The sequence below is a fragment of the Corynebacterium limaceinasi genome (assembly GCF_046717465.1).
GTDB lineage: Bacteria > Actinomycetota > Actinomycetes > Mycobacteriales > Mycobacteriaceae > Corynebacterium.
This window is the reverse complement of sequence record NZ_CP177100.1, coordinates 2,218,221-2,241,905: the sequence shown is the minus strand read 5'-3', so window position 1 is coordinate 2,241,905 and position 23,685 is coordinate 2,218,221. Positions and strand designations below refer to the sequence as shown.

The following is a 23,685-nucleotide window of genomic DNA, read 5'->3' as shown; positions in this document are numbered from 1 at the left end:
ATAATGCTCATGCCTTTAGACTGGAAGGCATGAGCATTTTAGTTTCCCCGCAGGAACTCAAAGAATCCATCTACCACGGCGATCGTTTCACTCTTCTCGGCACCCACTGGCACCCCAAGACGGGCCAGAGCTTCATCGACTTTGCGTCCCAGCACATCCCCACCGCACTTTTCGGTGATACCGGTGCGGCCTTCGTCGGCCTTCCCGGCTCGCGCAATGGCCGCAACCCGCTTCCGGACGAAGACAAGCTGCAAGCCTGGATCCGTTCTTGGGGCCTGCAGGAAGACCGCCCCGTGGTGGTCTATGACGAGGGCCGCGGGCTTTTTGCCGGCCGCGCGTGGTGGACGCTGCGCTGGGCCGGCCTAACTGATGTGCGCATCCTCGATGGCGGCCTGGAAAACTGGCTCGCGAACGGTTACCAAACCCTCACGGGTCCGGGCAATATCGCGGTCGGCTCGAAATTCGAGGTCACTCCCGGCCAGCTGCCTACCGCCACGATTGAAGACGTCCGCGAGCACGATGGCGTGCTCATCGATACCCGCTCGAGTAACCGCTTCGCCGGCCGCCGCGAGAACCTAGATTTGAAGGCGGGCCACATCCCCGGTGCGGTCAATGTTCCCGAGCGCCTCTTCCACAACGATGGGGTGCGCACGTTGAAGTCGCCGGATGAAATCCGTGAAGTGCTGGCCGCTGCCGGATTGACTCAAGAAAACACCAAGGATGCAATCATCTATTCCGGTTCGGGCAACCACTCCGCTCTTGCACTCGCGGCGATGGAGAACGCAGGATTTACCGGCCTGCGCCACTACATCGGCGGCTGGTCGCAGTGGTCGGCAGACCCGACCAACCCGGTAGAACGCGGGGATAGGACTTCGGTTAACGATTAATTCCAATTAATCGCTCCGACTCCGACTGGTACCGGCACCGTGGGGTGCCGGTACCTATTATTATCAGGAGATGATGGCTTCTTTACTCCTGATTTTCGCACTCGTGCTCGGCATCGCCGGTGGCTTTTTGCTGTACTACGATCGCACGCAGCGCGCAGCCGATGCCCAGCGAGACACCGCATCCCAGCACGACCCGAAAGACTGGGACACCCGGGAAGACCAGGATGCGCCTTCCCACGCAAGCCCCGAAACTGAAGAGGGCGCGGAAGACACCACAGGCTCCGAAGCAGTGACAGATCCTGAGAGCGAAGGCGGTACTGAGGCCCACCCCGGTTTCGTGGCGAAATACTCGCCGTTTCCCGATGTTGAATCCGATTCTTCCTCCGCAGTCTCTTCAGGCCGTCACCATCGCACTGCAGACGATTCAGACCGCAGCGATGACGACAAGGGCAGCGGTGACGACAAGATAAGTAAAGACAAAGCCAACGCCGATAGAGGCAGAGCCGAAACCCGCGCCAGCGAGACTGAGGCTCTTTCTGACAATGACGTTGTAAAAGGTAGCGCCAACACTGCAGGCAACACTGAAAAGACGTCGGAAATTGGCGCAGATTCTGACGTTAACCAGGATGCGGACTCGGACGCAGAAACGGAATCGGGTGGGGATGACTCCCCCGAAGAGGCAGTCCAGGAGGGAGCTGAAGAGCAATCGGAAGGGCACGCTAAGTCCAAGCCGGTAGGGCGGCCGCGGCCGCTAATCCCTGGCACCATTCGTCGGGAGCGCAAGAACTGGGCGGAAACCCGGGGCTTTGAGTACATGAAGTCGGACCAGTATCTTGTCGATGAATGGACGAGGGGAGTGGCCTCCTCCGGCGCCGCGCCGAAAGATATCGTTGCCGGCAACGTGTACGGCCACGAAATGCTGCTGATGGATATTGACGGCGTCAATGTGATGGCGATCCGGACGGGAGCGGCATCGGATGTGGTCATTGATTTCCAGCGCTTCGGCAGCCAGGAGGCCGAGATGTCCGAGGACCTGTTGATGGCCATGAGCATCGAAGGGTTTGATGTATATTCCTCCGATCGCGGCGTGGCGGAGCGGATGGTGGACGAGCGCGTGCGAATTGCGTTGCAGCGCATGCCGGAGGTGGTGTCGGCGCTGTGGCTGGAAACCGAGTGGGTTTTGGCACAAACCACCAAGCATTCGCGCACCGCGGATTGGGAGGCAATGCTCCCGCCCTTGGCTTTACTTGCCGATGCTTCCCGCGTTCTCCCACCCCGGTCCTCCTCCGTGCATACCATCCACCTTGAGGACTTGGACCCGGCCAGGGAGATTCCCGCTGCGCCTGTGGTCGACGCGGTGGGTGGAACAGCGGCGGCGGGGCAGCCGGAGTTTTCCCGGCCGGTCATTCAACGGCCGGAGGAACCGTTGGATATGCCCTCGCGCACGTATTCTGAGACCCGCGGCCCAGTTGAGCACACGGCGATTGGGGCGGACGAAGTCGATGCCATTGCCGATGGCAATGAACGCCCCACCCCCGACTCGGGCACCGCCCGCCTGCCGCGCCAGCAATTCGGGGAGGCTTCCATCTTCGACGACGCTTCCGATGATGCTTTTGGTGACGGCCTCGGTGACGCGGACAAAAATGCGGCCAAAGACTCGTCCACCGGCTCAACCAGAAATTCTTCTCGAGGCAGCTCCCAAGACGCCAGTGGCACGGCCGCTGCACGGGAGAAAGAGGATACAGACCGTCATGACGATTCCGGGTCGCAGCAGGGAGAGTAGCCTAGAATGTTGCGTTGGCCCACATAGCCAGGACTTTCCTCATATGCTGAAAACTCTAAAGAAACTCTAGAAAAAGGAGCAATGCGATGACTGAAGTGCACCTGCAAGAAGACAAGAAGAAGCGTCTCGCGGAACTGGTCAAGGAGCTTGCCGTGGTGCATGGCAAGGTGACTTTGTCCTCGGGCAAAGAGGCTGATTACTACGTTGATTTGCGGCGTGCGACCTTGCACCACGAAGCCTCCCGCCTCATCGGATCCTTGCTCCGCGAGCTCACCGCCGATTGGGATTTCGCGGCCGTGGGAGGACTGACCCTTGGTGCGGATCCGGTAGCGACCTCCATCATGCATGCCGAGGGCCGCGATATCGACGCCTTCGTCGTGCGCAAGGAAGCTAAAAAGCACGGCATGCAGCGCCGCATCGAGGGCGCGGATGTGACCGGAAAGAAGGTGCTGGTGGTCGAGGACACCACCACGACCGGCAACTCGCCACTCACGGCAGTCGCCGCATTGCGCGAGGCTGGAGCAGAGGTGGTCGGTGTGGCTACCGTCGTTGACCGCGCTACCGGCGCCGAGGACGTCATCTCGGCCGAGGGCCTTGAGTACCGTTCTTTGCTTGGCTTGGGTGACCTTGGACTCGCGTAACGAGATGGACCAGGAAAGCCAGGAGGCGCCCGCCGGGCAGGCCGAGAGTTCTGCGCAACCAGAGCAGCAGGAGCAGCGAGAGCAGCAAGAACAGCCCGAGGAGGCGAAGGGTCCCACCGAATGGAACGAGGGCCGCCACGGCGTGGGGCCCTGGGAAGGTCCCTGGCCGGAAGGCACGGAGGCGGACAAATACGATCCGGAGCTGCTGCGCGAGGGCGACCGGCGCAATGTCGTCGACGCGTATCGGTATTGGCGGAGGGAGGCGATTAAGGGGGATATCGATAAGCGGCGGCACAGCCTGCATATCGCCATCGAGAACTTTGAAAATGACGCCAATATCGGCACCGTCGTGCGCACCGCCAACGCCTTTGCCGTCGATACCGTCCACATTGTGGGGCGGCGCCGGTGGAACCGCCGCGGTGCCATGGTGACAGATAGGTATCAGCATCTGCGGCATCATGAGAGCGTCGATAAGCTCATTGCCTGGGCAGCCGAGGAAGACCTGACGGTCGTGGCCATTGATAACACCCCCGGTTGCGTGCCCCTCGAAACCGCCGAACTGCCGGAACGCAGCTTGCTGCTATTCGGGCAAGAAGGCCCCGGCGTCAGCGCCGCCGCGCAAGATGCCGCCCTGATGACCTGCTCCATCGCGCAATTTGGCTCTACGCGGTCCATCAACGCGGGCGTGGCCGCGGGCATCGCCATGCATACTTGGATCCGGCAGCACGCCGATCTGAACAATTCCTGGTAAGAGATCGTTACACTAACTGTAATAAACCTTGCTACTGGAGTGATAAAGAAATCGTGGAAGAAAAGTGGGCCCACCGCGCCGAACTCGCGGAAACCGCCATTGATGAGCGCCATGCGCATTCCGTATGGGGCCTGCCGCGAACCAACCTCGCCATCGTCAGCTGGCCGCCCACCACGAAAGAAAAGCTCCTCGTGCACTGGCACTACTGGTGGCAGGCGCACTACCTCGATTGCCTCGTCGATGCGGCGGAGCGGAAGAATACTAAGGCCCGCCGCCAGCGCATCCTTGACACCATGCGCGGGATTCGCATGCGGAATCTTGCGCAGCTGACCAAGAATAAGTACTTCGATGACAAAGCCTGGCTCGCCCTCGCTTTCGGGCGCGTGGGCGAGGTAAAGAAGATGAAATCGCCCAAGGCGTTGGCGTCTTTGCAGGGCAATATCACCGAAGGCCTCGATGACTCGCTGGGGATATTGCCGTGGCGGGACGGAGAGAACTTCATGAATGTGCCGGCCAATGGGCCCGGTGCCATCATGCTCGCGCGGATGGGCGATATCACCGCGGCCCGCCGCATCGTTGACTGGGTCTACGACAACTTGGTCAATGAAGATGGCTTCATTATGGACGGCGTGCGCATGCGCATGGACGGCCCCGAAATTGTCAAACAAGTCCACCCGTACTGCCAAGGCGTGATGTTGGGGGCATGCCTGGAGATTGTGTTGGCGATGCGGGAGGAGTCGAGCATCGGCAAGCTGGAGCAGATCGACAGCGTCTACGAGGCCGAACTGGCATCCGAGATGATGAGCTACATCATTAAGATTCGGGGCTTGGTGCAGGCTATTGCTTCCGGGATGGCGACTCCCTCCGGCGTCGTGGATTGGGAGACCGGTGATGGTGATGGCGGCCTGTTTAAGGGCATTCTGATGCGCTATCTTGCCGATGTTGCCGTGCGGTTGCCCGGGGACTCGCCCGCGAACCGGGCCACCAAGAAGCTGGCGACCCGGATGGTTGTGGCGTCTGCCGAATCCGTGTGGGAGCACCGGCTTGAGGTTGATGGCCTGCCAATTTTTGGCTCTGACTGGACTGCCGATGCCCGCCTTCCACACAACTACGGCTTCGGGCACACGACCGTGAGTGAAAAGATGGGAATCATTCGCGTGGATGAGCGCGACCTTTCCGTGCAGCTATCTGGTTGGATGCTTCTGGAGGCGTGTGCTCGGGTGGCTCGTGACCTGCATAAAACATCGGGTCGCGATTAACCGCGTTTAACCGTGCTGTTAAACACCTTGCGCGGGGTTTGTCGTGTGGGGGCGCGTCATTTTTGAGAGTTGGGTAGTAAACACAGGAAATGTCACACCAATTTTGCGGCGGGATTCCGGAAATGTGGGCATAATTGGGTGTTGGAACGTGTTTGACCGCAATCCCACTTAAGGATGGAATTTCATGCCAATTGCAACCCCCGAGGCGTATAACCAGATGCTGGACACCGCGAAGCAGAACGGCTTCGCATTTCCAGCCATCAACTGCACCTCGTCTGAAACGATCAACGCAGCACTGAAGGGCTTTGCCGAGGCAGAGTCTGACGGCATCATCCAATTCTCCACCGGTGGCGCAGAGTTCGGCTCTGGCCTCGCGGTCAAGAACAAGGTTAAAGGTGCTCAGGCCCTAGCCGCTTTCGCGCACGAGGCAGCGAAGCACTACGGCGTCAATATCGCCCTGCACACCGACCACTGCCAGAAGGAAGTTCTGGACGATTACGTTCGTCCGCTGATGGCCATCTCCCAGGAGCGCGTCGACCGCGGCGAGAACCCGCTTTTCCAGTCCCACATGTGGGATGGCTCTGCTATTCCGATCGATGAAAACTTGGTCATCGCCCAGGAGCTTCTGGAAAAGGCGAAGAAGGCACACATCATTCTCGAGGCAGAGATTGGTGTTGTCGGCGGTGAAGAAGACGGTGTCGAGGCCAAGGCCGGCGATAACCTGTACACGACTCCGGAAGACTTTGAAAAGACCATCGATGCCCTGGGCACCGGCGAGAAGGGCCGCTACCTGTTGGCCGCTACCTTCGGTAACGTGCACGGCGTCTACAAGCCGGGCAACGTGAAGCTGCGCCCCGAGGTCCTGCTGGAGGGCCAGAAGGTTGCGCAGAAGAAGCTCGGCCTGAGCGAGGGCGAACACGCCTTTGACTTCGTCTTCCACGGCGGTTCCGGTTCCGAGAAGAAAAAGATCGAAGAGGCGCTGCGCTACGGCGTCATCAAGATGAACGTGGACACCGATACCCAGTACGCGTTTACCAACCCAGTGGCTCGCCACATGATGGAAAACTACGACGGCGTGTTCAAAATTGACGGCGAGGTAGGCAACAAGAAGGTCTACGACCCACGCTCCTACCTGAAGAAGGCAGAGCAGGGGATGTCCGAGCGCGTCATCGAGGCATGTCAGGACCTCCACTCCGTGGGTAAGACCACGGCCAAGTAGGACGAGTCCCAATTAGCTTCATGTTGAGCTGAAGCCTAAGGCGCGACCGCACTGTAGGCACGACGAAGTAGCCGCTTCCCCCTGTGTGGGAGGCGGCTTTTCCTATTTCTGGTCCGATCTCTGGACCTAACGCTGGGCCCATCTGTGGGGCGCGGGGATGCGGCGGGGCTTTGCCGGACATGAGACAGAGCAGGCAAGTATGCCAGATTAGCCAGACAAGCTATGCCGGCCCGACCAGCTATGCCAGCGAGATTGGGCAGAAATATAGGCTGGCAAAGCCAGGTGGAGACGGCAGGCCCAGCGACCCGAGTGGACTAGACGGACCAGACGGACTGGGTGGGGTGAGGATTAGCCGTAACTCCTTGTTGGTCGTGGTGAATGGGCGGGTGAGGGGATGAACCGCGGGTTACCGCTCCACGGCGGGATCCAAGCGATGCGGCCCTTGATGCGAACCATGCGCCCGCGTGCGGTGGGTCGGGAATCATCATCTTGGTTCACCGCATTGTGATGGGCACAGAGCGTTACGAGGTTTTCTTGGTTCGTGGGGCCGCCGGCGGCCCAGGCGGTGAGGTGGTGGACTTGGGCGTCATCGGCAGGCGTGGAGCAGCCGGGCCAAGCGCAAATAGGATGTTCCGCGCGGGCTAGCATGCGCTGCTTCCAGCTGGCCATGCGTTCGGTGCGATACAGGTTTACCGCGCCGTGCTCGGGGTGAACCAAGCTGACGTAACCACGTTGGGCGAGGGTGCGGGCAACGAGCTGGGCGCCGGACATGCGCGCGCCGTTGGAAAGCTGAAGCATGATGTCATCGCCCTGGCCAGCAGTGATGTGATCTAGTTGGTCGAGGGTAATGATCACGTTGGTATGGACCGCGGGGAGCGCGCCGGGATTGCCCTCGAGGATGACCTGCTTGGCTGCCGCAAGCGGGTTTTCCTTATCCACGGAAGCGAGAACGCCCTTGATATCTGCGATATCCGTGGGGTCCGCGGTGATGGAGATGGTGTGGGGGCCATTGGGGCGTCGGGTGTAGCGGACGCCGTGGGAGGGCCGCTTGGCGGGGTTGAGCTGCTTGAGGCGCTTTTTCGCGATCGCCGGAATCAGGTGGGCTTCCGCGCGGCAGAGCTCCAGGCGGAGATCCCAACTGCGGTTGGTGTCTTTCACGCGGTGGGCGAAAGACTCGATGCTTTCAAGCACAGCGAGGTCGTGGCCGCGTGAACGAGCTGCCTCGCAGGCGAGGCGCTGCTTGCGGCTATTGGAGGTGCGGCCGAAATAGGTGTGTTGCAGGCGGGCGAGTTGCGCGGCGAGGAGCTGGCTGGCGCCGGCCTCGATGAGCTGCTGTTCGGAGCATCCCTGAAACTCGGCGACGAGGTCCACACCGCGACGGCAAAGTTGCAAAAATTCTGTGTTCACGGCTCCTGACCGTAAAAGCGGCACGGGTACGCGGCAATGGGGGAACAAAGCGAAACGGCGAATCTGTGGAATTCTTGCGCTGCGGGGGTCGCTGTCGCGCAGATATAGCGGGGTTATCCACAACCTGGCGCGGGCCGGGATGCGGGTATTCGGGGGCGGTGGTATGGAGCGGTCTTCTATGCTGGAGGTCATGTCGGAAGCGAAACAAAGAGTCTCAACGAGGCAAATGCTGCGGGTGGTGGACCGCTCAGTATTATCGCGTCTGCAACGCATCCGCTCGCGCTTCGTTTATATAATCCAGGCCACCGTCGGTGCCGCATTGGCGTATTGGGTGGCTAGCTCTCTCTTTGGGCATCCGCAGCCGTTCTTCGCGCCCATCTCGGCAGTCATCATTCTGGGGCTTTCGGGCGGGGACAGGATGAAAAAGGCAGTGGAGATGTCGCTGGGCGGCATCGTCGGTGTAGCCGTGGGCGATTTGCTCTTCCAAGTGGTGGGGCAGGGCCCGTTCCAGATCCTGTTCATCGTGGGAGCCGGCCTGGTGGTGGGGTCCTTTATTACGAAATCGCCGCTGGTGTCCAACCAGATTGTTTTTGGTTCCATCCTTATCGCCACGATTTTTCCGCCGACCGAGGGGCCAGGTGGCCTGCACCGGGCCATCGACGCGATGATTGGTTCCGGCATTGGGCTTATCACGATTGCACTGATCCCGAATTCGCCGTTGAAGGAAGCAAGGCGCGAGGTGTCGAAGGTGCTGCGGATTGCATCGAGCATTCTCAATGACGTCACGCATGGCATCCGCGATACCAATCCTGAGATTATTCGCGATGCCCGCGATGCGGTGCGCGGCACGCAAAATGACGTGAATACGCTGTTGAGTGCGGCGCAATCGGGGAGGGAGGCATCGGAAGTATCGCCGCTTTTGTGGACCTCGCGCAGGAGCATTCGGTCCCTAGAGCGCATCTTGTTGCCGGTAGATAATGCGGTGCGTGGGGTGCGGGTCTTATCGCGCCGCGCGCTCGTGCTTAGTGAAGACGGCGATACCGTGTCCGAGAAGCAGTTAGAGCTCTTGGAAGAACTATCAGAAATTATCCTCGCGGTGGGAGAGCTCTACGGCAGGCAAAAGCGGGACCACGATGAGGCGATAGAGATACCCGAGCTGGTGCAGCGGCTGCGCTACGTGGGCGGTCAAGCAGGCATGGATCTTATCGAAGAAGACGCGACGCTTTCTGCGTATACGATTCTCGCGCAGACGAGATCCATTGTTGTGGACATGCTGATGGTGTGCGGACTCTCGCGCGAGTCTGCCGTCGCGCACCTAGTTCCTACCTCTACGCACCCGGCGTTCCCGCCAGAGGTGTGGGAACGCAAAGATAAGCAGAAGGGGCAGAATTAGCAGGACCCCGCCCGCATATCCGCCGAGCGGGGCGCCGGTGCGGGGGCAGCGCTAAGAGCCAAGGGAAGTCGGCGTTAGCTGTGAAGAGTGGACTAGGGGCGTGCGATTTGGAGGTCGCGCAGGTGGCGGTAGAAGGTGACGCGGGTGAGGGGGCGTTTGTGGGGGATGGCATCGACAAGCACGCGCAGCTGGGGGCCGCCTGCCTGGACCGCGCGGCCGGTGTGGACGGAATCCGGGTCGAGGCGGCCGGGTTTGCGCAGCAAGGAACGCAGGCGACCTTCGGGCTCGACGGGCGATGTCGCGCGGGCCGCTAGGATGCCCGGAGCATCGGTCATGGGGACCAGCCGCGCGCCAAAAGTGCCGCGACCGGAGGCGGCGAGGGTGTCATCATCGATGATGATTCCACCGGTAAACGGGCCATTGGACCAATCCGAGATGGTCGCGGAGCCGGCGACGGCCTGGCCGGAATCGTTGCGGATGAGCGGCACCGGGCGAACCGGGGCGGTGCGGGCGAGCTCAAGGGCCTCCTGCGGCGCGGCGGGAAGGCCCCAATTGGCGGCGGCGGCCGACTCGCCCGTGGGGATGAACGCGACCTCGGCCCACAGGTTATCGGCGCGCATGAGCCGGGTGATGACGGCGTTCAGCGCCGAGTCCGAGCCCGCGACGACGATGCGCAGGCGGTCCTCCAAGTACGGCTCCTGCGGGGCGGCGGCAGGGGCGCCGAGGTGGCGGACATCGGGCTGCGCGGCGATCTCGTCCAGCGAAGGCGTGGGATCGTGGGGGAGGAGATCGGTGGCGGCGGCATCGATAAGCGCGAGCTCCTTGCGGGAAGGAACGGCCGAAAGGTCAAAAGCCTCTGCGGGCAAGTCAATGTCCGAGGCACCGCAGCGGAGGAACAAAAAACGCATGTACATCATGCTACGTGGGCTAATCCGGCCAGAAAAGTGTAAGGTAAATGCGTATTTTGGCTTCAATAATGAGGAAGTGACTTAAAAGATGGCAGCGATCGTCATTGTCGGCGCCCAATGGGGCGACGAAGGCAAGGGCAAGGCTACCGATATACTTGGCGGGAAAGTTGACTACGTAGTCAAGCCGAACGGCGGCAATAACGCCGGGCACACCGTCGTGGTCGGCGGTGAAAAATACGAGCTGAAGCTCCTGCCCGCCGGGATTCTTTCTGAAAACGCCACCCCGGTGCTGGGCAACGGCGTGGTGATTAACCTTGAGGCGCTCTTTGATGAGATTGATGGCCTCGAGGCACGAGGGGCGAATGCCTCCCGCCTGAAGATTTCCGCGAACGCGCACCTCGTGGCGCCGTACCACCAGACCCTCGACCGCGTGCAGGAACGCTTTTTGGGCAAGCGCGCCATCGGTACCACCGGCCGCGGCATTGGGCCGACCTACGCTGATAAGGTCGCGCGCATTGGTATTCGCGTGCAAGATATCTTCGACGAATCCATCCTGCGGCAGAAGGTGGAGTCCGCGCTGGAGATCAAGAACCAGATGCTGGTGAAGATGTACAATCGTAAGGCCATCGAGGCAGAGCAGATTGTGGAGTACTTCCTGAGCTATCGCGAGCGCCTGCGCCCCATGGTTATTGACGCGGAGCTTGAGCTTAACCAAGCGCTTGCCAATGGTCAGAACGTGCTCATGGAGGGCGGCCAGGCCACCATGTTGGACGTCGACCACGGTACCTATCCGTTTGTGACTTCCTCGAATCCGACTGCGGGTGGGGCATCGGTTGGCTCTGGCATTGGGCCGACGAGGATTAAGACCTCGCTGGGCATTATCAAGGCCTATACCACCCGCGTGGGCGCCGGACCGTTCCCTACCGAGCTGTTTGATAAGTGGGGCGAGTACCTGCAGACCACCGGCGGCGAGGTCGGCGTGAACACCGGCCGCACACGCCGCTGCGGTTGGTACGATTCCGTGATCGCTCGTTACGCTACGCGCGTAAACGGGTTTACGGATTACTTCTTGACCAAGCTCGATGTGCTGACCGGTATTGGGGAAATCCCTATCTGCGTGGCTTATGACGTCGACGGCAAGCGTTATGACGAGATGCCGGTTACCCAGTCTGAGTTCCACCACGCCGAGCCGATTTTTGAAACCATGCCGGCGTGGGACGAGGACATATCCGAGTGCGCCACCTTCGAGGAGCTTCCGCAGAAGGCACAGGATTATGTGCTGCGCCTTGAAGAGCTGTCCGGCTGCCGCATCTCTTATATCGGTGTCGGACCTGGCCGCGACCAAACCATCGTGCGCCACGATGTCATGGAAGACCAGTAATGGACGTATTTGCGGTGATGAGCTCGGCCTAGCCGCGAGCTCATAAAAGTAAGAAGGGGCGAGGTACCTTGCTGAGGTACCTCGCCCCTTCTTTAGGATTCCGCGGGGCGCTCCCCGAGGCTATGACCGTTCAGCTTTAGTAAGCGGCGGTCAGGTTGTCGTAGCCGTTGATCTTGAGTGCTTCCAGCACGCGGTCCACGGCTGCCTGGTCAGTATCCGGGTTATAGGTGTCTGGGAAGGTCAGGTGTGCGCTGTGGCTGTCCTTGAAGTCGATGTTCATGAACTCGTGGCCCAGCTCGTCAGTAGCGAGCGCGAGTTCGCGCTGCACAGCCAACTTACCGCTCTGCAGGATAGGTGCAGAATAGTCCTGGTCTCCGTTGATTACATCTTCCTTGTCACCGGTGATATGGCCCTTTTCGGCGTGAGCGCCGGGCTCATCGGACTGGTCGGTGGACTGCTCAACGTCAGCGGTCTGGGTTACCTCTGGCTCAGCAAGCTGGTCCTGGGCGTCAACTGGGCCGGTGCTGCCAGTTAGCGGTAGTACAGCAGCGATGGCGCTAGCAATAAAAGAAGGAATAGACATTTCCGATCCTTTCTGGGTTAGTGTCTGAAACCGATAAAAATACTAGCACCGTAAAAGGCGAGTAACTATATGGAATTCAACTTGTTGATTCGTTCATTAAAATTTGTTTTAGAAGCTATTGACGGAAAAAAATGCTTTAGTCCAATATGTGGCATTAGACCCGCATTATTCGTCTTGAAGTGTGACATTCGCTATTAAGTTTAACCGGAGTGCAATATAATACAACGCCGGTGGGTGCGAGGGGTGCACTGGAGGTTGACGCTAATAAAAGCTGACATTTGATGGGATTTAGCTCATTAAAGTGGCTTAAGCCAAAGTAGCGTCCATTTCCTGTCAAACTTTAGAAAAGCAGACTGTAACTTTGGTTTATCCCCCATTTTAGTGGACGCTTCAATTACTGCACGACTTCTATTTACAGTGCAATTTTGCGCGAAGTATGCACGTTTTCCTGTGACGTTTGACACTTCTTGAAAGCATTTCCTTAAATGCAAATAATTTTCTTAATCAGTGCCTACAGGGGAGTTATACATAACTGAATAATGTCTGAAGGTAAGTTATAATGTCTGAAGGTAAGTTGAATCGAACATGTGGTCGCCATTGTTTGCGGTCTTTCATTTTGGGAGTTCAGGTGATTGAAGGCTCGTATTGCGTAAAACCAATGTTTGTGACTGTTTAAAAAGTGTACCGACATTTAGTGGGGTGCAAGACTGAGTTCAGAAAATGCTGGTAACAGCGTCAATAGAAATGGTAAATTTACTAAAAGCTGTAAGTTATCTATTAACCTATAGTATTCTGGAGTGAAGTTCACCTTCGAATAAACGTTTATTTATGACGGTTTTAATTGCCAGCTTCCGTTTATCGGTAAACCGGAATTGGCATAGTAAATTCGTTGACGTATCACTTGGATAAGTTTGAAATAATTCTCTTTGAACGCATGGACTAGTACTCTCATAAAGGCACAAACGGTGGCGATCGTAGCGGTTAGTGAACAGGGATCGTCTATCGTGTGTTCAAGTTTCACATTTAGGTTCTACACAGCTGAAGTTCGAGTTGTGTAGATGCGAATTGTAAGAAGATGTCCTTTTAAAGGGGAGAAGATGAGCGGAGTGCGCGATTCATTCCGGAGAAAGTGGACTGTATTAACCGCAATCTTTGCTGCATTTGCGGTTATTGCTGCTATGGTCACTGTTCCCTGGAATCAAGCAAATGCTGAGGAAAGTAATCCTACAGATTTTGAGCCAAATGTAAGTTTGGGAGATGTAAACAAGATTATGCCCAAAGGAGTAGATACTTCTTGGGGGCCACTTGTTTGGGCAGGAACGCCGCCAGAGGGTGCTGGTAAAGGAAACCCGAACAACAACGTGGGATGGGGCTGGTGTATCGAACCATTCGCCCAAATCCCACTGCAAACAAATCGGGTATATGCGAAGGAAAACGCAGAAAGGCTTGAAATCTCACCCGAATACAGGGATGGTGTGATCAATCTTGCACGGAAATTGAAGGATGCAGCGAAGCGGAAGGATAGTAAGGCTGCTGCAAACTACTCCGTGTATTTAGCAGCTTTAATTGCTGAGAAGGACACATCACGGGCTATAGCTGCCGCTACTATTACTGGCCGAGACCCATCTTACGGTGCGCTTGATCCAGGTCAGCCTACATACCCTAGCTTTACGGGAAGCCACGAGGAATTTACGGAACTGACTGGGTATCGAATTGTAGACGACTATGACCCGCCAAAATTCGAAAAAGATCCATCCGTGCAGATTCCGGAACAGCCTGAAGATGCTTATATCACGATTGTTCGTCCTCACGATGATAAAGGTAGGGTCGATAAAACACGCAGGGACCAGCCTGTGATGCCGCCGGATCAGCCTGGTCTACCTGATACCGAGGGGGACGAGCCGGAGGAATCCACGACTCCCGAGCAGCCTTCCGAGGAAGAAACCACGGAAGATGAGCCTACGGAGGAAGAGAGCACTCCGAACTCCACGGAAGAGCAGCCTTCCGATGAGGAGACCTCGACAGAGGAGACCACTTCCTCTGAGGAACCTTCGACGGAGCAAACCACTACTCAGCCAAGCACTGAGCCTAGCGAATCGACTCCAACTACTAGTGCATCCGAGAAGAAGTTGCAGCCCAAGATTCGCACCAAGGCAGAGTTTGCCGACGATGCTGACCAGGTTGTTGCTGGTGCCAAGGTGAAGGATACGGTTCACTATGAGGACCTGGTCCCGAACAAGAAATACACCCTTGAGGCTGAGCTGAAGGATAAGGCTGGAGACCACCAGGTCGTCGGCAAGGGCAAGAAGACCTTTACTCCAGAAAAGTCCTCCGGCGACGTGGACGTGGAGATCACTGTTGACAGCGGTCTTAAGAAGCCCATTGACGCGGCAGTTGCTTTTGAAACCTTGACCTCTACTGAGGTTGATGCGGAAGGAAAGTCCAACTCTGACTCTGACAAGAAGAATGTCATCGCAGAGCACAAGGACCTGAGCGACGAGGCGCAGACTGTAAATACCACCTGGAACCCAGAGATTTCCACCAAGGCGAAGCTTGCCAAGGGTGAATCGGTTGAGTCCGGCGCTAAGGTAACCGATACCGTTAAGTACAAGGATTTGGTCCCAGGGAAGCAATACACCCTGAATGCGGAATTGGTTAATAAGGCAGACGAGTCTGTAATTGGTAAGGGTGAGACGACCTTTACTCCGGAGAAGTCTGCTGGCAACGTTGACGTGGAAATCACTGTTGATAGTGATGTGACGGAGCCGGTTGAGGCTGCGGTTGCCTTTGAGGAGTTGACTTCTACTGAGGTTGACGCTGAGGGTGAGGGCACTCCGGATGCTGAGAAGCCAAATAAGGTTGCTGAGCACAAGGACATTAACGACGAAGACCAGACCGTAAACACTAAGAAGGACAACCAGCCTTCGGAGTCGTCTTCGTCGGAGACTTCAACGACTAGCTCGAAGCCAAGCGCCTCGGAGTCCAAGAGCTCTGAACCATCGACGGAGAGCAGTTCGGAATCTGAAACCTCGGAGCCGTCGGACTCGGAGACGTCCACTTCGAAGACTACGACCAGCACTGAGCCTTCGAGCACGACTTCTTCGGAAAAGCCGGAAGAGCCTGCTGATACTTCGGCAAAGCCGGAGATTTCGACGAATGCTGATTTTGCTCAGGGTTCGCATGAGGTTGTTGCTGGTGCTGAGATTGTTGATGAGGTCAGCTATGAGGGCTTGGTTCCTGGTAAGGAATACACGCTGCAGGCTGAGTTGATTAGCAAGGCCGATAAAGAGACTGTTTTGGGTAAGGGTGAGACGACCTTTACTCCGGAGAAGTCTGCTGGCAAGGTTGATGTGAAGATCACTGTTGATAGTGATGTGACGGAGCCGGTTGAGGCTGCGGTTGCCTTTGAGGAGTTGACTTCTACTGAGGTTGACGCTGAGGGTGAGGACACTCCGGATGCTGAGAAGCCGAATAAGGTTGCTGAGCACAAGGACATCAATGATGAGGATCAGACGGTAATCTCTGAGGATTCTAAGAAGGTTCTGAAGCCGGAGATTTCGACGAATGCTGATTTTGCTCAGGGTTCGCATGAGGTTGTTGCTGGTGCTGAGATTGTTGATGAGGTCAGCTATGAGGGCTTGGTTCCTGGTAAGGAATACACGCTGCAGGCTGAGTTGATTAGCAAGGCCGATAAAGAGACTGTTTTGGGTAAGGGTGAGACGACCTTTACTCCGGAGAAGTCTGCTGGCAAGGTTGATGTGAAGATCACTGTTGATAGTGATGTGACGGAGCCGGTTGAGGCTGCGGTTGCCTTTGAGGAGTTGACTTCTACTGAGGTTGACGCTGAGGGTGAGGACACTCCGGATGCTGAGAAGCCGAATAAGGTTGCTGAGCACAAGGACATCAATGATGAGGATCAGACGGTAATCTCTGAGGATTCTAAGAAGGTTCTGAAGCCGGAGATTTCGACGAATGCTGATTTTGCTCAGGGTTCGCATGAGGTTGTTGCTGGTGCTGAGATTGTTGATGAGGTCAGCTATGAGGGCTTGGTTCCTGGTAAGGAATACACGCTGCAGGCTGAGTTGATTAGCAAGGCCGATAAAGAGACTGTTTTGGGTAAGGGTGAGACGACCTTTACTCCGGAGAAGTCTGCTGGCAAGGTTGATGTGAAGATCACTGTTGATAGTGATGTGACGGAGCCGGTTGAGGCTGCGGTTGCCTTTGAGGAGTTGACTTCTACTGAGGTTGACGCTGAGGGTGAGGACACTCCGGATGCTGAGAAGCCGAATAAGGTTGCTGAGCACAAGGACATCAATGATGAGGATCAGACCGTAACCTCTGATGACTCCGATGTCCCAGGCAAGCCGTCCAAGGGCAAGATTCCTAAGTGGGCCATCCTGATTCCGGGCATTGGCTTGGGAATCGGCTTGGGCAAGATTATCTTCGGCCACCACGATCACGACCACGGCCACCATGATCACGACAAGCCGAAGGATCGTCCTGAGAAGGACACCGAGGGCCACGGTGAGCACCCAAGCACCGAGGTGAAGGGCCAGGATACGCCGGATAAGGTTGACCAGAACTCCAGCGAAGAGCCTCGCCCCACCGAGGTGAAGGGTCAGGATACGCCGGATAAGGTTGACCAGGGTACCGACAAGGACGATCGTCCGGTCGAGGTTATGGGCCAGGAGCCTGGAAAGACTGGTAAACCGCTACCGTCCGACGCAGGACGTACGAAGATCAAGTCCGTACCGTCCGGTGCGACCGAGCTTGACCCAGGTATGCAGGACTACATTAAGTAGTGTGAGCGTACTGGTCAGGTAACAGGCGATAGCGCCTGGGCACAACATGTCCCCCTTCAGGGTGTCACCGCACACGCTGGAGGGGGGCAACCCATCTGATAAACCATCGAGAAGACCACAATGAGGAGATTGGGCAATGTCTGAGGAGACAGGCCGCGAGGAACCCGTAAGCCGGGGTAAGAAGATCGGCTTTATCGTGCTGGTAGTGGCCGTAATTCTGATGTTGATCCAGCTGGCTCTCTACCTCACCACCGGTGGGGAAGATGATGAGGCTAGTGAGGGGGCATCGGAAAGCGTCTCGGCCGTTGACCCCCCGGACGATAAGGGCGATGCCTACGTCGATGATTCCGGTGCGCAGGAGCACGAATTCGAGCCGGCCCCGGGCCAATTCGAAGGCTTCGAAGGCATGTCCGTGGGCATCGACGGCGAGTACGCCGCCGTGGACCCAGTGCAGGTAACTGACCAGGGCGTGTTGCTGCCGCCACACGATGTCTCCCGCTTGGGCTGGTATTCCGCCTCGGCCGTGCCTGGCGATGCCGGCAATGTTGGCTCCAGCGTGATCACCGGCCACGTGAATTACCAGGGCCAGGGCACCGGCTATGCGGAGAAATTCACCCGGCTGCAGGAAAACCAGGAATTCACCGTGGTCATCGATGGTGAGGAGCGCACCTTCCGTGTGACGGAAAAGCCGTACCGCCTGCCCAAGGGCGGGGATTTCCCGGACGTGGTTAATGACACGGACGGTACCAACCGCCTGGTCCTTATCACCTGCGGCGGCAAGTTCGTCGGCGGTGCGCTGGGGTATGAGGACAACATTATTACCGTGGCAGAGCCAGTCGATGCCCCGGTTCCACCAGAGGCACCCCAGGCCTAGTAGCACGCTCTAGAGTCCAACGAGCGCCCGGTTCGAGGATGAAAATCCTTGGCCGGGCGCTTGCGTTTATGCACTTCACGCATGTGCGCCCGGGGTGCGCCGGGCATCTATGAAATAATTTGGGGAAGTATCTGCTGCTCGGAGCGGAATCAAAGGAGCAAAGTCATGGATATTCCAGGCAAAATCGCCGGTCATATCGGCACGCCGCTGACGGGCAATGCCACGAAGGTATTGCTGCTCGGCGCGGGCGAGTTGGGAAAGCAGCTGGCTATTTCCTTCCAGTCCCTGGGCCTTGAGGTCCACGCGGTGGATAAGTACCAGGGGGCGCCGGCGCATCAAGTGGCGCACTATAGCTATATCGCGGATATTACTGACTCCGCGCAGGTATCAGAATTGGTGCAGCAGATTCAGCCGCACTACGTGGTGCCGGAGGTGGAAATCGTTGCGGTGGAGGCCCTGGAGCAGGTTGAGCAGTCCACCGATGCCGTCGTCGTGCCCACGGCGCGTGCCTGCGCCCTTACCCAAGACCGCGAACGGGTGCGCGCGGTGGCAGAAGATATTGGGCTGCCGACCTCGGCCTACCGCTTTGCCTCTTCGGTGGAGGAGCTGGAGGAAGCGGCGACGGAGCTGGGGTTTCCGTGCATTGTGAAGCCGGACGTGTCCACCTCGGGCAAGGGCCACATGCTGGCACGGGACGTAGAAGACGTGCGCGAGGCGTGGGAGACGGTGCGCCGCGTTTCTTCGGATTCGCAGCGCGTGGTGGCGGAGCGCTTCGTGGACTTTGACCTTGAGGTCACGCTGCTGGCCATCCGGTCCATCGATCCGGCCACGGGCAAGCTGGCCACGTGGTTTAGCGAGCCCATTGGTCACCGCCACGAGAAGGGCGATCTGATTGAGGAGTGGCAGCCTACCGGCATGAGCGAGATTGCGCTGGAGAACGCGCGATCGGTTGCGGCGCGCATCTCCAATGAGCTAGGCGGGCGCGGCGTGTACGGCGTGGAGCTTTTCGTCGCCGGCGATGATGTTTACTTTTCTTCGGTCTCCCCGCGGCCTTCGGATACGGCGATGCTTACCGCCTATACGCAGCGCTTTTCCCAGTTTGATCTGCACGCCCGCGCCATTTTGGGCTATCCCATCGACGCCACGTTGATAACCCCGGGCGCCAGCATGTTCTTGCACGCGCAGGAGCCGCTTGCCGATGTCGCCTTTACCGGCATTGCCTCCGCCCTCCACTACGCCGAGACGGACGTGAAGCTCTTTGGCAAGCCCGATGCCTATAAGGGCCGGCGCATGGGGCTTGTGACCACGACGGCGGAAACGGTAGAAGAGGCCCGCGATCGCGCCGCACTGGCGGCGCATAAGGTGAGCGTGACCTCGACTCCTGGCCTGCTCGCGCAGGGCGGTGCGCGCGGCATCGACCCGCAAGCGGACAATGTGCCCGATATCGAGGTTGTTGAATACGAGGGTGGGGTCGAGCTCGACCCCAAGCTGACCTCAGGGGTGGACGATACCGACTAGCGCAGCGCTGGTTAGCGCTGCGGGGCACTGCCGACCGTGCCAGTCGGTGCCTAGTCAGGCCCGCAGTGCAGCGCTGGTTAGCGCTGTGGGCCGGCGTGCTTGACCATCTCGTCCCACTCGACGATCTTGATGCGCTCGCGGCCGTGCGGCTCGCCGGCGGCCTGCTCGGCGGAGTTGAGGCGGTGCCAGCCGTCCCAGGTGGTGACGGCGATATCGCGGCTGCTGAGCAGATCGAGGATATCCTGCGGATCGCGCTTGGTGGCGGACTCGAGCTCGCCTGCCTTGTAATCCTCTAGCAGCATGCCGGTGGTGTCCTTGGCGTCGGATTTAGTATTGCCAATCAAGCCCACCGGGCCGCGCTTGATCCAGCCGGTGGTGTAGAGGCCGGGAAGCTTTTCGCCGTCCACATCGGTCAGGACGTGGCCGCCGTCGTTGGGCATGGTGGCCGTGTCGTCATTGAAAGGAATGCCCTCGACGGACTGCGGGTGGTAGCCCACAGCGCGGTAGACCGATTGCACGGGCCACTCGGTGAACTTGCCGGTGCCGCTTACGGAACCATCGCCATTGAGCTCGGTGCGCTCGGTTTTGATGGCGGTGACGTGGCCGGCATCGCCAAGCACTTCTACTGGGGATTCAAAGAAGTGGATGTAGAGCTTGTGCGGGGCATCGCCAGGCTCGCGCATGGCGTAGGACTCTAGGGTCTGGCAGACCAAGTCGGTGGACTTGGCGGCGCGGCGGGCCTCCTCGGAAGCCTCGTCGTAGATGATGTCTTCTGGGTCCACGATGACCTCGATGGTGGGGGACTCATCGAGCTCCTTGAGCTCCTTCGGCGTGTACTTAGCCTGCGCCGGGCCGCGGCGACCAAAGACGTGGACCTCCTTGGCGCGGTTTTCCTTCAGGGAAGCGTAGACATTATCCGGGATCTCCGTCACCAGCAGCTCGTCTGCGGTCTTGGCCAAGATGCGGGATACGTCGAGCGAAACGTTGCCCACGCCCACGACGGCGACGGACTCCGCGGATAGGTCCCAATCGCGCTCGAAGTTGGGGTTGCCGTCATAAAAGCCCACGAATTCGCCGGCGCCGTAGTTGCCCTCGAGGTCCTCGCCGGGGATGCCCATTTCCTTATCGGCGGTGGCGCCGGTGGCGAAGATGATGGCGTCGTAGTACTCGCGCATCTCTTCGACGGTGATGTCCTTGCCCACTTCGATATTGCCCAGGAAGCGGATGTCTTCCTTCTCCATGATGTTGTGCAGCGACTGCACGATGCCCTTAATGCGTGGGTGATCCGGGGCGACGCCGTAGCGAATCAAGCCAAAGGGCGCAGGCATCTTTTCAAAGAGATCGATCTGCACGTCCACATCGGACTTTACGAGGAGGTCAGAGGCGTAAATGCCGGCCGGTCCGGAGCCGACCACGGCGACACGCATGGGGCTAGTCATCTGTTTAGGGTGTCCTTTCTTTAGGTTTTTCTCACATTCTACGCGGTGGCAGTGCGATAAATGCCACACTGCTCTGAGTTATCTACCCCCAGTTTAGGAGGTTGCGGAAGGGCGGGGGAGGGGGTGATTCACGTACAGTGGAGTCGTCACCACGTGCTAGTAACTGTGATGTACGGCATAATGTTACGGCGCGTGTTCCAAGTGTTCCCGTGACGGCAAAGGAAAGGTAATCCGCATGTCTGCATCCCAGTCCACAGTGTTAAGCTCCATCGGCCGCGGCTTCGACGGCCTCGATATTCCCGCCTTGGCGGATAGCCTTGGCGCTGAACTGCTCCGCTTAGAAGATTTCGACCCCACCGTGGCGGATGTATTGGCCAACGCGCCCACCGCCACTGCCGATGCCCTCCTGGTCCAAGGCACCGGCGAAATCTCCTTCGATGCGGAGGTCGCCGCCGCGCTGGGCCTGCCGCTGGTTATCATCTCCGGCGCCCCAGAGCGCGCGGCGGAGCTGGCACAGCGCAAGGCAGAATCCCTCGGCGCCACCGTGGCAGGCGTCTTCACCGACCTGGAGGCCGTGCCAGGTGCGTTAAGCGCGGCAGAGGAGACCGCGCCCGTCATGTCCGCAGACCTCTTCCAGAAGCAGCTCATTGACCAAGCCAAGACGACTGGATCTCACATCGTCTTGCCGGAGGGCGATGATGACCGCATCCTTGAAGCCGCCGATGCCCTGCTCCGCGATGAGGTCGCCCGGCTGACCATCCTGGGCAAGGAATCCGATATTAAGGCCCGCGCCAAGGATCTGGGGCTGGATATTTCGGGAGCCGATATCATCGACCACCTGGAATCGCCGCTTGCGGAGGAATTCGCCGCCGATTTCGCGGAACTGCGTAAGAAGAAGGGCGTGACCCTGGAGCAGGCCCGCGAGACCATGCAGGACATCTCCTACTTTGGCACCATGATGGTGCACAAGGGGCTTGCCGATGGCATGGTTTCCGGCGCCGCCCACACCACCGCCCACACCATTAAGCCGTCCTTCCAGATCATCAAGACCAAGCCGAATGCTTCGGTGGTCTCCTCCATCTTCTTGATGGTTATGCGCGGGCGCCTGTGGGCCTTCGGCGACTGCGCCGTGAACCCGAACCCAACTGCGGAACAGCTGGGCGAAATCGCCGTGGTGTCCGCGCAGACCGCGTCCCAGTTCGGCATCGACCCGCGCGTGGCCATGCTGTCCTACTCCACCGGCGCTTCCGGCACCGGCCCGGACGTCGAGCGCGCCATCGAGGCCGTCGAGGCCGCCAAGAAGCTGGACTCCTCGGTGAAGGTGGATGGCCCGCTGCAGTTCGACGCCGCCTGCGATCCCGGCGTTGCCGCGAAGAAGATGCCGGATTCTGATGTCGCGGGTAAGGCCAATGTCTTCGTCTTCCCCGATCTGGACGCCGGCAATATTGGCTATAAGACCGCACAGCGCACCGGCGGCGCCTTGGCCGTGGGCCCCATCCTGCAGGGCCTGAACAAGCCGGTCAATGACCTATCCCGCGGCGCTACCGTTCCAGACATCATCAATACCGTTGCCATTACCGCTATCCAGGCTGGAGAGAAATAAATGTCATACGTACTGGTCCTTAACTCGGGATCCTCGTCCATCAAGTTTCAGCTGGTGGACCCAACCGCTACTGCCACCGATGATCCACTCGTCTCCGGCCTGGTGGAACAGGTTGGCGAGCCGAGCGGTGCCATTACCATCAAGGTTGGCGGGGGAAAGGTCACCGAGGAACTGGAAGTTCCCGATCACTCCTTTGGCCTAAAACGCGCCTTTGACCTCATGGATGATCATCAGGTGGGCCCGAAGGACGTCGATATCATCGCCGTGGGACACCGCGTCGTACACGGCGGCCGCCTCTTCTCGGAACCGCAGCTCATCGAGGATCAAATTGAATCGATGATCGAGGACCTCATCCCGCTGGCCCCACTTCACAATCCCGCCAACCTGGACGGCATCCGCGTGGCGCGCAAGATCCTGCCGGATATTCCGCACGTGGCGGTCTTCGATACCGCGTTCTTCAATACCCTGCCGCCGGCCGCAGCGCTCTATGCCATCAATAGCGAGGTTGCTTCCAAGTACGATATCCGCCGCTACGGCTTCCACGGCACCTCCCACGAGTTCGTCTCCCAGCAGGTGCCGAAGATTTTGGACCGCGATCCGGAGCACACCCACCAGATCACGCTGCACCTGGGCAATGGTGCCTCCGCGGCCGCCATCCGCAATGGACGTGCCATCGATACCTCGATGGGCCTGACCCCGCTGGCCGGCCTCGCCATGGGTACGCGTACCGGCGATATCGATCCAGGCATCATCTTCCACCTGGTGCGCCAGGCGGGCATGAGCATCGACGAGATCGATAAGCTGCTCAATAAGCAATCCGGTGTCAAGGGCATTGCGGGCGTCAATGACTTCCGTACGCTGCGCGAGCACATCGATAACGGCGATGAAGACGCATGGCTGGCGTATAACATCTACATCCACCAGCTGCGCCGCTTCATCGGCTCCTACATGATTGCTCTGGGCCGCGTGGACGCCATTACCTTCACCGCCGGCGTGGGTGAAAACGACACCGAGGTGCGCCAGGACGCGCTGTACAACCTGGATATGTACGGCATCGACTTTGATAAGGAGCGCAACCTCGTCCGCTCCGATGAGCCGCGGGTCATCTCCACCGACGATTCCCCGGTCAAGGTCCTAGTGGTTCCCACCAATGAGGAGCTGGCTATTGCGCAGAAGTCTGCAGACGTTGCCGCCAAGGCGCGCGAGGAAGGCCTATTTAAGTAGGCCATGTAAGTAG

17 protein-coding genes are annotated in these 23,685 nt (G+C 58.7%); 13 read left to right on the top strand and 4 right to left on the bottom strand.

The features are described 5' to 3' along the window. The first annotated feature begins 29 nt into the window (after positions 1 to 29). The 6 genes from ACLI1Q_RS10855 to fbaA all read left to right on the top strand — a co-directional run bounded on the left by ACLI1Q_RS10855 (position 30) and on the right by fbaA (position 6,540). Positions 30 to 887, top strand: a complete 858-nt coding sequence (locus tag ACLI1Q_RS10855; RefSeq protein ID WP_239269999.1) for a sulfurtransferase — start codon at positions 30 to 32, stop codon at positions 885 to 887. Positions 888 to 957: 70 nt separating this feature from the next. Further along, a complete protein-coding gene (locus tag ACLI1Q_RS10850; protein WP_411696991.1) occupies positions 958 to 2,670 on the top strand; it encodes a hypothetical protein in 1,713 nt (570 codons plus the stop codon). 86 nt (positions 2,671 to 2,756) lie between these two features. Further along, a complete protein-coding gene (gene pyrE / locus ACLI1Q_RS10845; RefSeq protein ID WP_239269997.1) occupies positions 2,757 to 3,311 on the top strand; it encodes an orotate phosphoribosyltransferase in 555 nt (184 codons plus the stop codon). A 4-nt stretch (positions 3,312 to 3,315) separates the two neighbouring features. Beyond that, a complete protein-coding gene (locus ACLI1Q_RS10840; RefSeq protein WP_239270013.1) occupies positions 3,316 to 4,062 on the top strand; it encodes a TrmH family RNA methyltransferase in 747 nt (248 codons plus the stop codon). Between the two features lie 53 nt (positions 4,063 to 4,115). Then, positions 4,116 to 5,321 (top strand): glycoside hydrolase family 76 protein, encoded by a 1,206-nt coding sequence (locus ACLI1Q_RS10835; RefSeq protein WP_239269996.1) that lies wholly within the window; start codon positions 4,116 to 4,118, stop codon positions 5,319 to 5,321. A 184-nt stretch (positions 5,322 to 5,505) separates the two neighbouring features. Further along, on the top strand, positions 5,506 to 6,540 hold the full coding sequence (gene fbaA / locus ACLI1Q_RS10830; RefSeq protein ID WP_239269995.1) for a class II fructose-bisphosphate aldolase: 1,035 nt from the start codon (positions 5,506 to 5,508) through the stop codon (positions 6,538 to 6,540). Between the two features lie 348 nt (positions 6,541 to 6,888). Here the strand turns inward: fbaA and ACLI1Q_RS10825 are convergent, their stop codons facing one another. Then, entirely contained in the window at positions 6,889 to 7,947 is a 1,059-nt protein-coding gene (locus ACLI1Q_RS10825) for an HNH endonuclease signature motif containing protein (RefSeq protein WP_239269994.1), read from the bottom strand. 178 nt (positions 7,948 to 8,125) lie between these two features. Here ACLI1Q_RS10825 and ACLI1Q_RS10820 point away from each other — a divergent pair, with 178 nt between their 5' ends. Continuing rightward, positions 8,126 to 9,340: an FUSC family protein gene (locus ACLI1Q_RS10820; RefSeq protein ID WP_411697150.1), complete on the top strand. Its 1,215-nt coding sequence runs from the start codon at positions 8,126 to 8,128 to the stop codon at positions 9,338 to 9,340. Between the two features lie 92 nt (positions 9,341 to 9,432). Here ACLI1Q_RS10820 and ACLI1Q_RS10815 read toward each other — a convergent pair whose 3' ends face one another. After that, positions 9,433 to 10,248, bottom strand: a complete 816-nt coding sequence (locus tag ACLI1Q_RS10815) for a hypothetical protein (RefSeq protein WP_239269993.1) — start codon at positions 10,246 to 10,248, stop codon at positions 9,433 to 9,435. Between the two features lie 88 nt (positions 10,249 to 10,336). On the opposite strand from ACLI1Q_RS10815, the gene ACLI1Q_RS10810 reads away from it, so the two are divergent. Next, positions 10,337 to 11,629 carry an adenylosuccinate synthase gene (locus ACLI1Q_RS10810; RefSeq protein WP_239269992.1) on the top strand — a complete coding sequence of 431 codons (1,293 nt, stop codon included), beginning with the start codon at positions 10,337 to 10,339 and terminating at the stop codon, positions 11,627 to 11,629. A 136-nt stretch (positions 11,630 to 11,765) separates the two neighbouring features. Here the strand turns inward: ACLI1Q_RS10810 and ACLI1Q_RS10805 are convergent, their stop codons facing one another. Continuing rightward, entirely contained in the window at positions 11,766 to 12,212 is a 447-nt protein-coding gene (locus tag ACLI1Q_RS10805) for a hypothetical protein (protein ID WP_239269991.1), read from the bottom strand. Positions 12,213 to 14,068: 1,856 nt separating this feature from the next. On the opposite strand from ACLI1Q_RS10805, the gene ACLI1Q_RS10800 reads away from it, so the two are divergent. The 3 genes from ACLI1Q_RS10800 (at position 14,069) to purT (ending at position 19,406) form a co-directional block, all read left to right on the top strand. Further along, complete coding sequence (locus ACLI1Q_RS10800) at positions 14,069 to 17,014, top strand: VaFE repeat-containing surface-anchored protein (RefSeq protein WP_411697149.1); 2,946 nt, start codon at positions 14,069 to 14,071, stop codon at positions 17,012 to 17,014. A 136-nt stretch (positions 17,015 to 17,150) separates the two neighbouring features. Beyond that, complete coding sequence (locus tag ACLI1Q_RS10795; protein ID WP_239268538.1) at positions 17,151 to 17,888, top strand: class F sortase; 738 nt, start codon at positions 17,151 to 17,153, stop codon at positions 17,886 to 17,888. Between the two features lie 165 nt (positions 17,889 to 18,053). Then, entirely contained in the window at positions 18,054 to 19,406 is a 1,353-nt protein-coding gene (gene purT / locus ACLI1Q_RS10790; RefSeq protein WP_239268536.1) for a formate-dependent phosphoribosylglycinamide formyltransferase, read from the top strand. A gap of 77 nt (positions 19,407 to 19,483) precedes the next feature. Here purT and ACLI1Q_RS10785 read toward each other — a convergent pair whose 3' ends face one another. After that, positions 19,484 to 20,845: an FAD-dependent oxidoreductase gene (locus ACLI1Q_RS10785; RefSeq protein ID WP_239268534.1), complete on the bottom strand. Its 1,362-nt coding sequence runs from the start codon at positions 20,843 to 20,845 to the stop codon at positions 19,484 to 19,486. A gap of 235 nt (positions 20,846 to 21,080) precedes the next feature. Between ACLI1Q_RS10785 and pta the strand changes: the two genes are divergently transcribed. Both pta and ACLI1Q_RS10775 read left to right on the top strand, forming a co-directional pair. Further along, positions 21,081 to 22,448 (top strand): phosphate acetyltransferase, encoded by a 1,368-nt coding sequence (gene pta / locus ACLI1Q_RS10780; protein ID WP_284849522.1) that lies wholly within the window; start codon positions 21,081 to 21,083, stop codon positions 22,446 to 22,448. Then, on the top strand, positions 22,449 to 23,672 hold the full coding sequence (locus ACLI1Q_RS10775) for an acetate kinase (RefSeq protein WP_284849521.1): 1,224 nt from the start codon (positions 22,449 to 22,451) through the stop codon (positions 23,670 to 23,672). Positions 23,673 to 23,685 lie beyond the last annotated feature (13 nt).

Bases quoted from the DNA above. Each gene is read 5' to 3' on its own strand.
- ACLI1Q_RS10855 (WP_239269999.1), top strand. From the start codon at position 30: ATGAGCATTTTAGTTTCCCCGCAGGAACTCAAAGAATCCATCTACCAC.
- ACLI1Q_RS10850 (WP_411696991.1), top strand. From the start codon at position 958: ATGATGGCTTCTTTACTCCTGATTTTCGCACTCGTGCTCGGCATCGCC.
- pyrE (WP_239269997.1), top strand. From the start codon at position 2,757: ATGACTGAAGTGCACCTGCAAGAAGACAAGAAGAAGCGTCTCGCGGAA.
- ACLI1Q_RS10840 (WP_239270013.1), top strand. From the start codon at position 3,316: ATGGACCAGGAAAGCCAGGAGGCGCCCGCCGGGCAGGCCGAGAGTTCT.
- fbaA (WP_239269995.1), top strand. From the start codon at position 5,506: ATGCCAATTGCAACCCCCGAGGCGTATAACCAGATGCTGGACACCGCG.
- ACLI1Q_RS10820 (WP_411697150.1), top strand. From the start codon at position 8,126: ATGCTGGAGGTCATGTCGGAAGCGAAACAAAGAGTCTCAACGAGGCAA.
- ACLI1Q_RS10815 (WP_239269993.1), bottom strand. From the start codon at position 10,248: ATGCGTTTTTTGTTCCTCCGCTGCGGTGCCTCGGACATTGACTTGCCC.
- ACLI1Q_RS10810 (WP_239269992.1), top strand. From the start codon at position 10,337: ATGGCAGCGATCGTCATTGTCGGCGCCCAATGGGGCGACGAAGGCAAG.
- ACLI1Q_RS10805 (WP_239269991.1), bottom strand. From the start codon at position 12,212: ATGTCTATTCCTTCTTTTATTGCTAGCGCCATCGCTGCTGTACTACCG.
- ACLI1Q_RS10800 (WP_411697149.1), top strand. From the start codon at position 14,069: ATGCCGCCGGATCAGCCTGGTCTACCTGATACCGAGGGGGACGAGCCG.
- ACLI1Q_RS10795 (WP_239268538.1), top strand. From the start codon at position 17,151: ATGTCTGAGGAGACAGGCCGCGAGGAACCCGTAAGCCGGGGTAAGAAG.
- purT (WP_239268536.1), top strand. From the start codon at position 18,054: ATGGATATTCCAGGCAAAATCGCCGGTCATATCGGCACGCCGCTGACG.
- ACLI1Q_RS10785 (WP_239268534.1), bottom strand. From the start codon at position 20,845: ATGACTAGCCCCATGCGTGTCGCCGTGGTCGGCTCCGGACCGGCCGGC.
- pta (WP_284849522.1), top strand. From the start codon at position 21,081: ATGTCTGCATCCCAGTCCACAGTGTTAAGCTCCATCGGCCGCGGCTTC.
- ACLI1Q_RS10775 (WP_284849521.1), top strand. From the start codon at position 22,449: ATGTCATACGTACTGGTCCTTAACTCGGGATCCTCGTCCATCAAGTTT.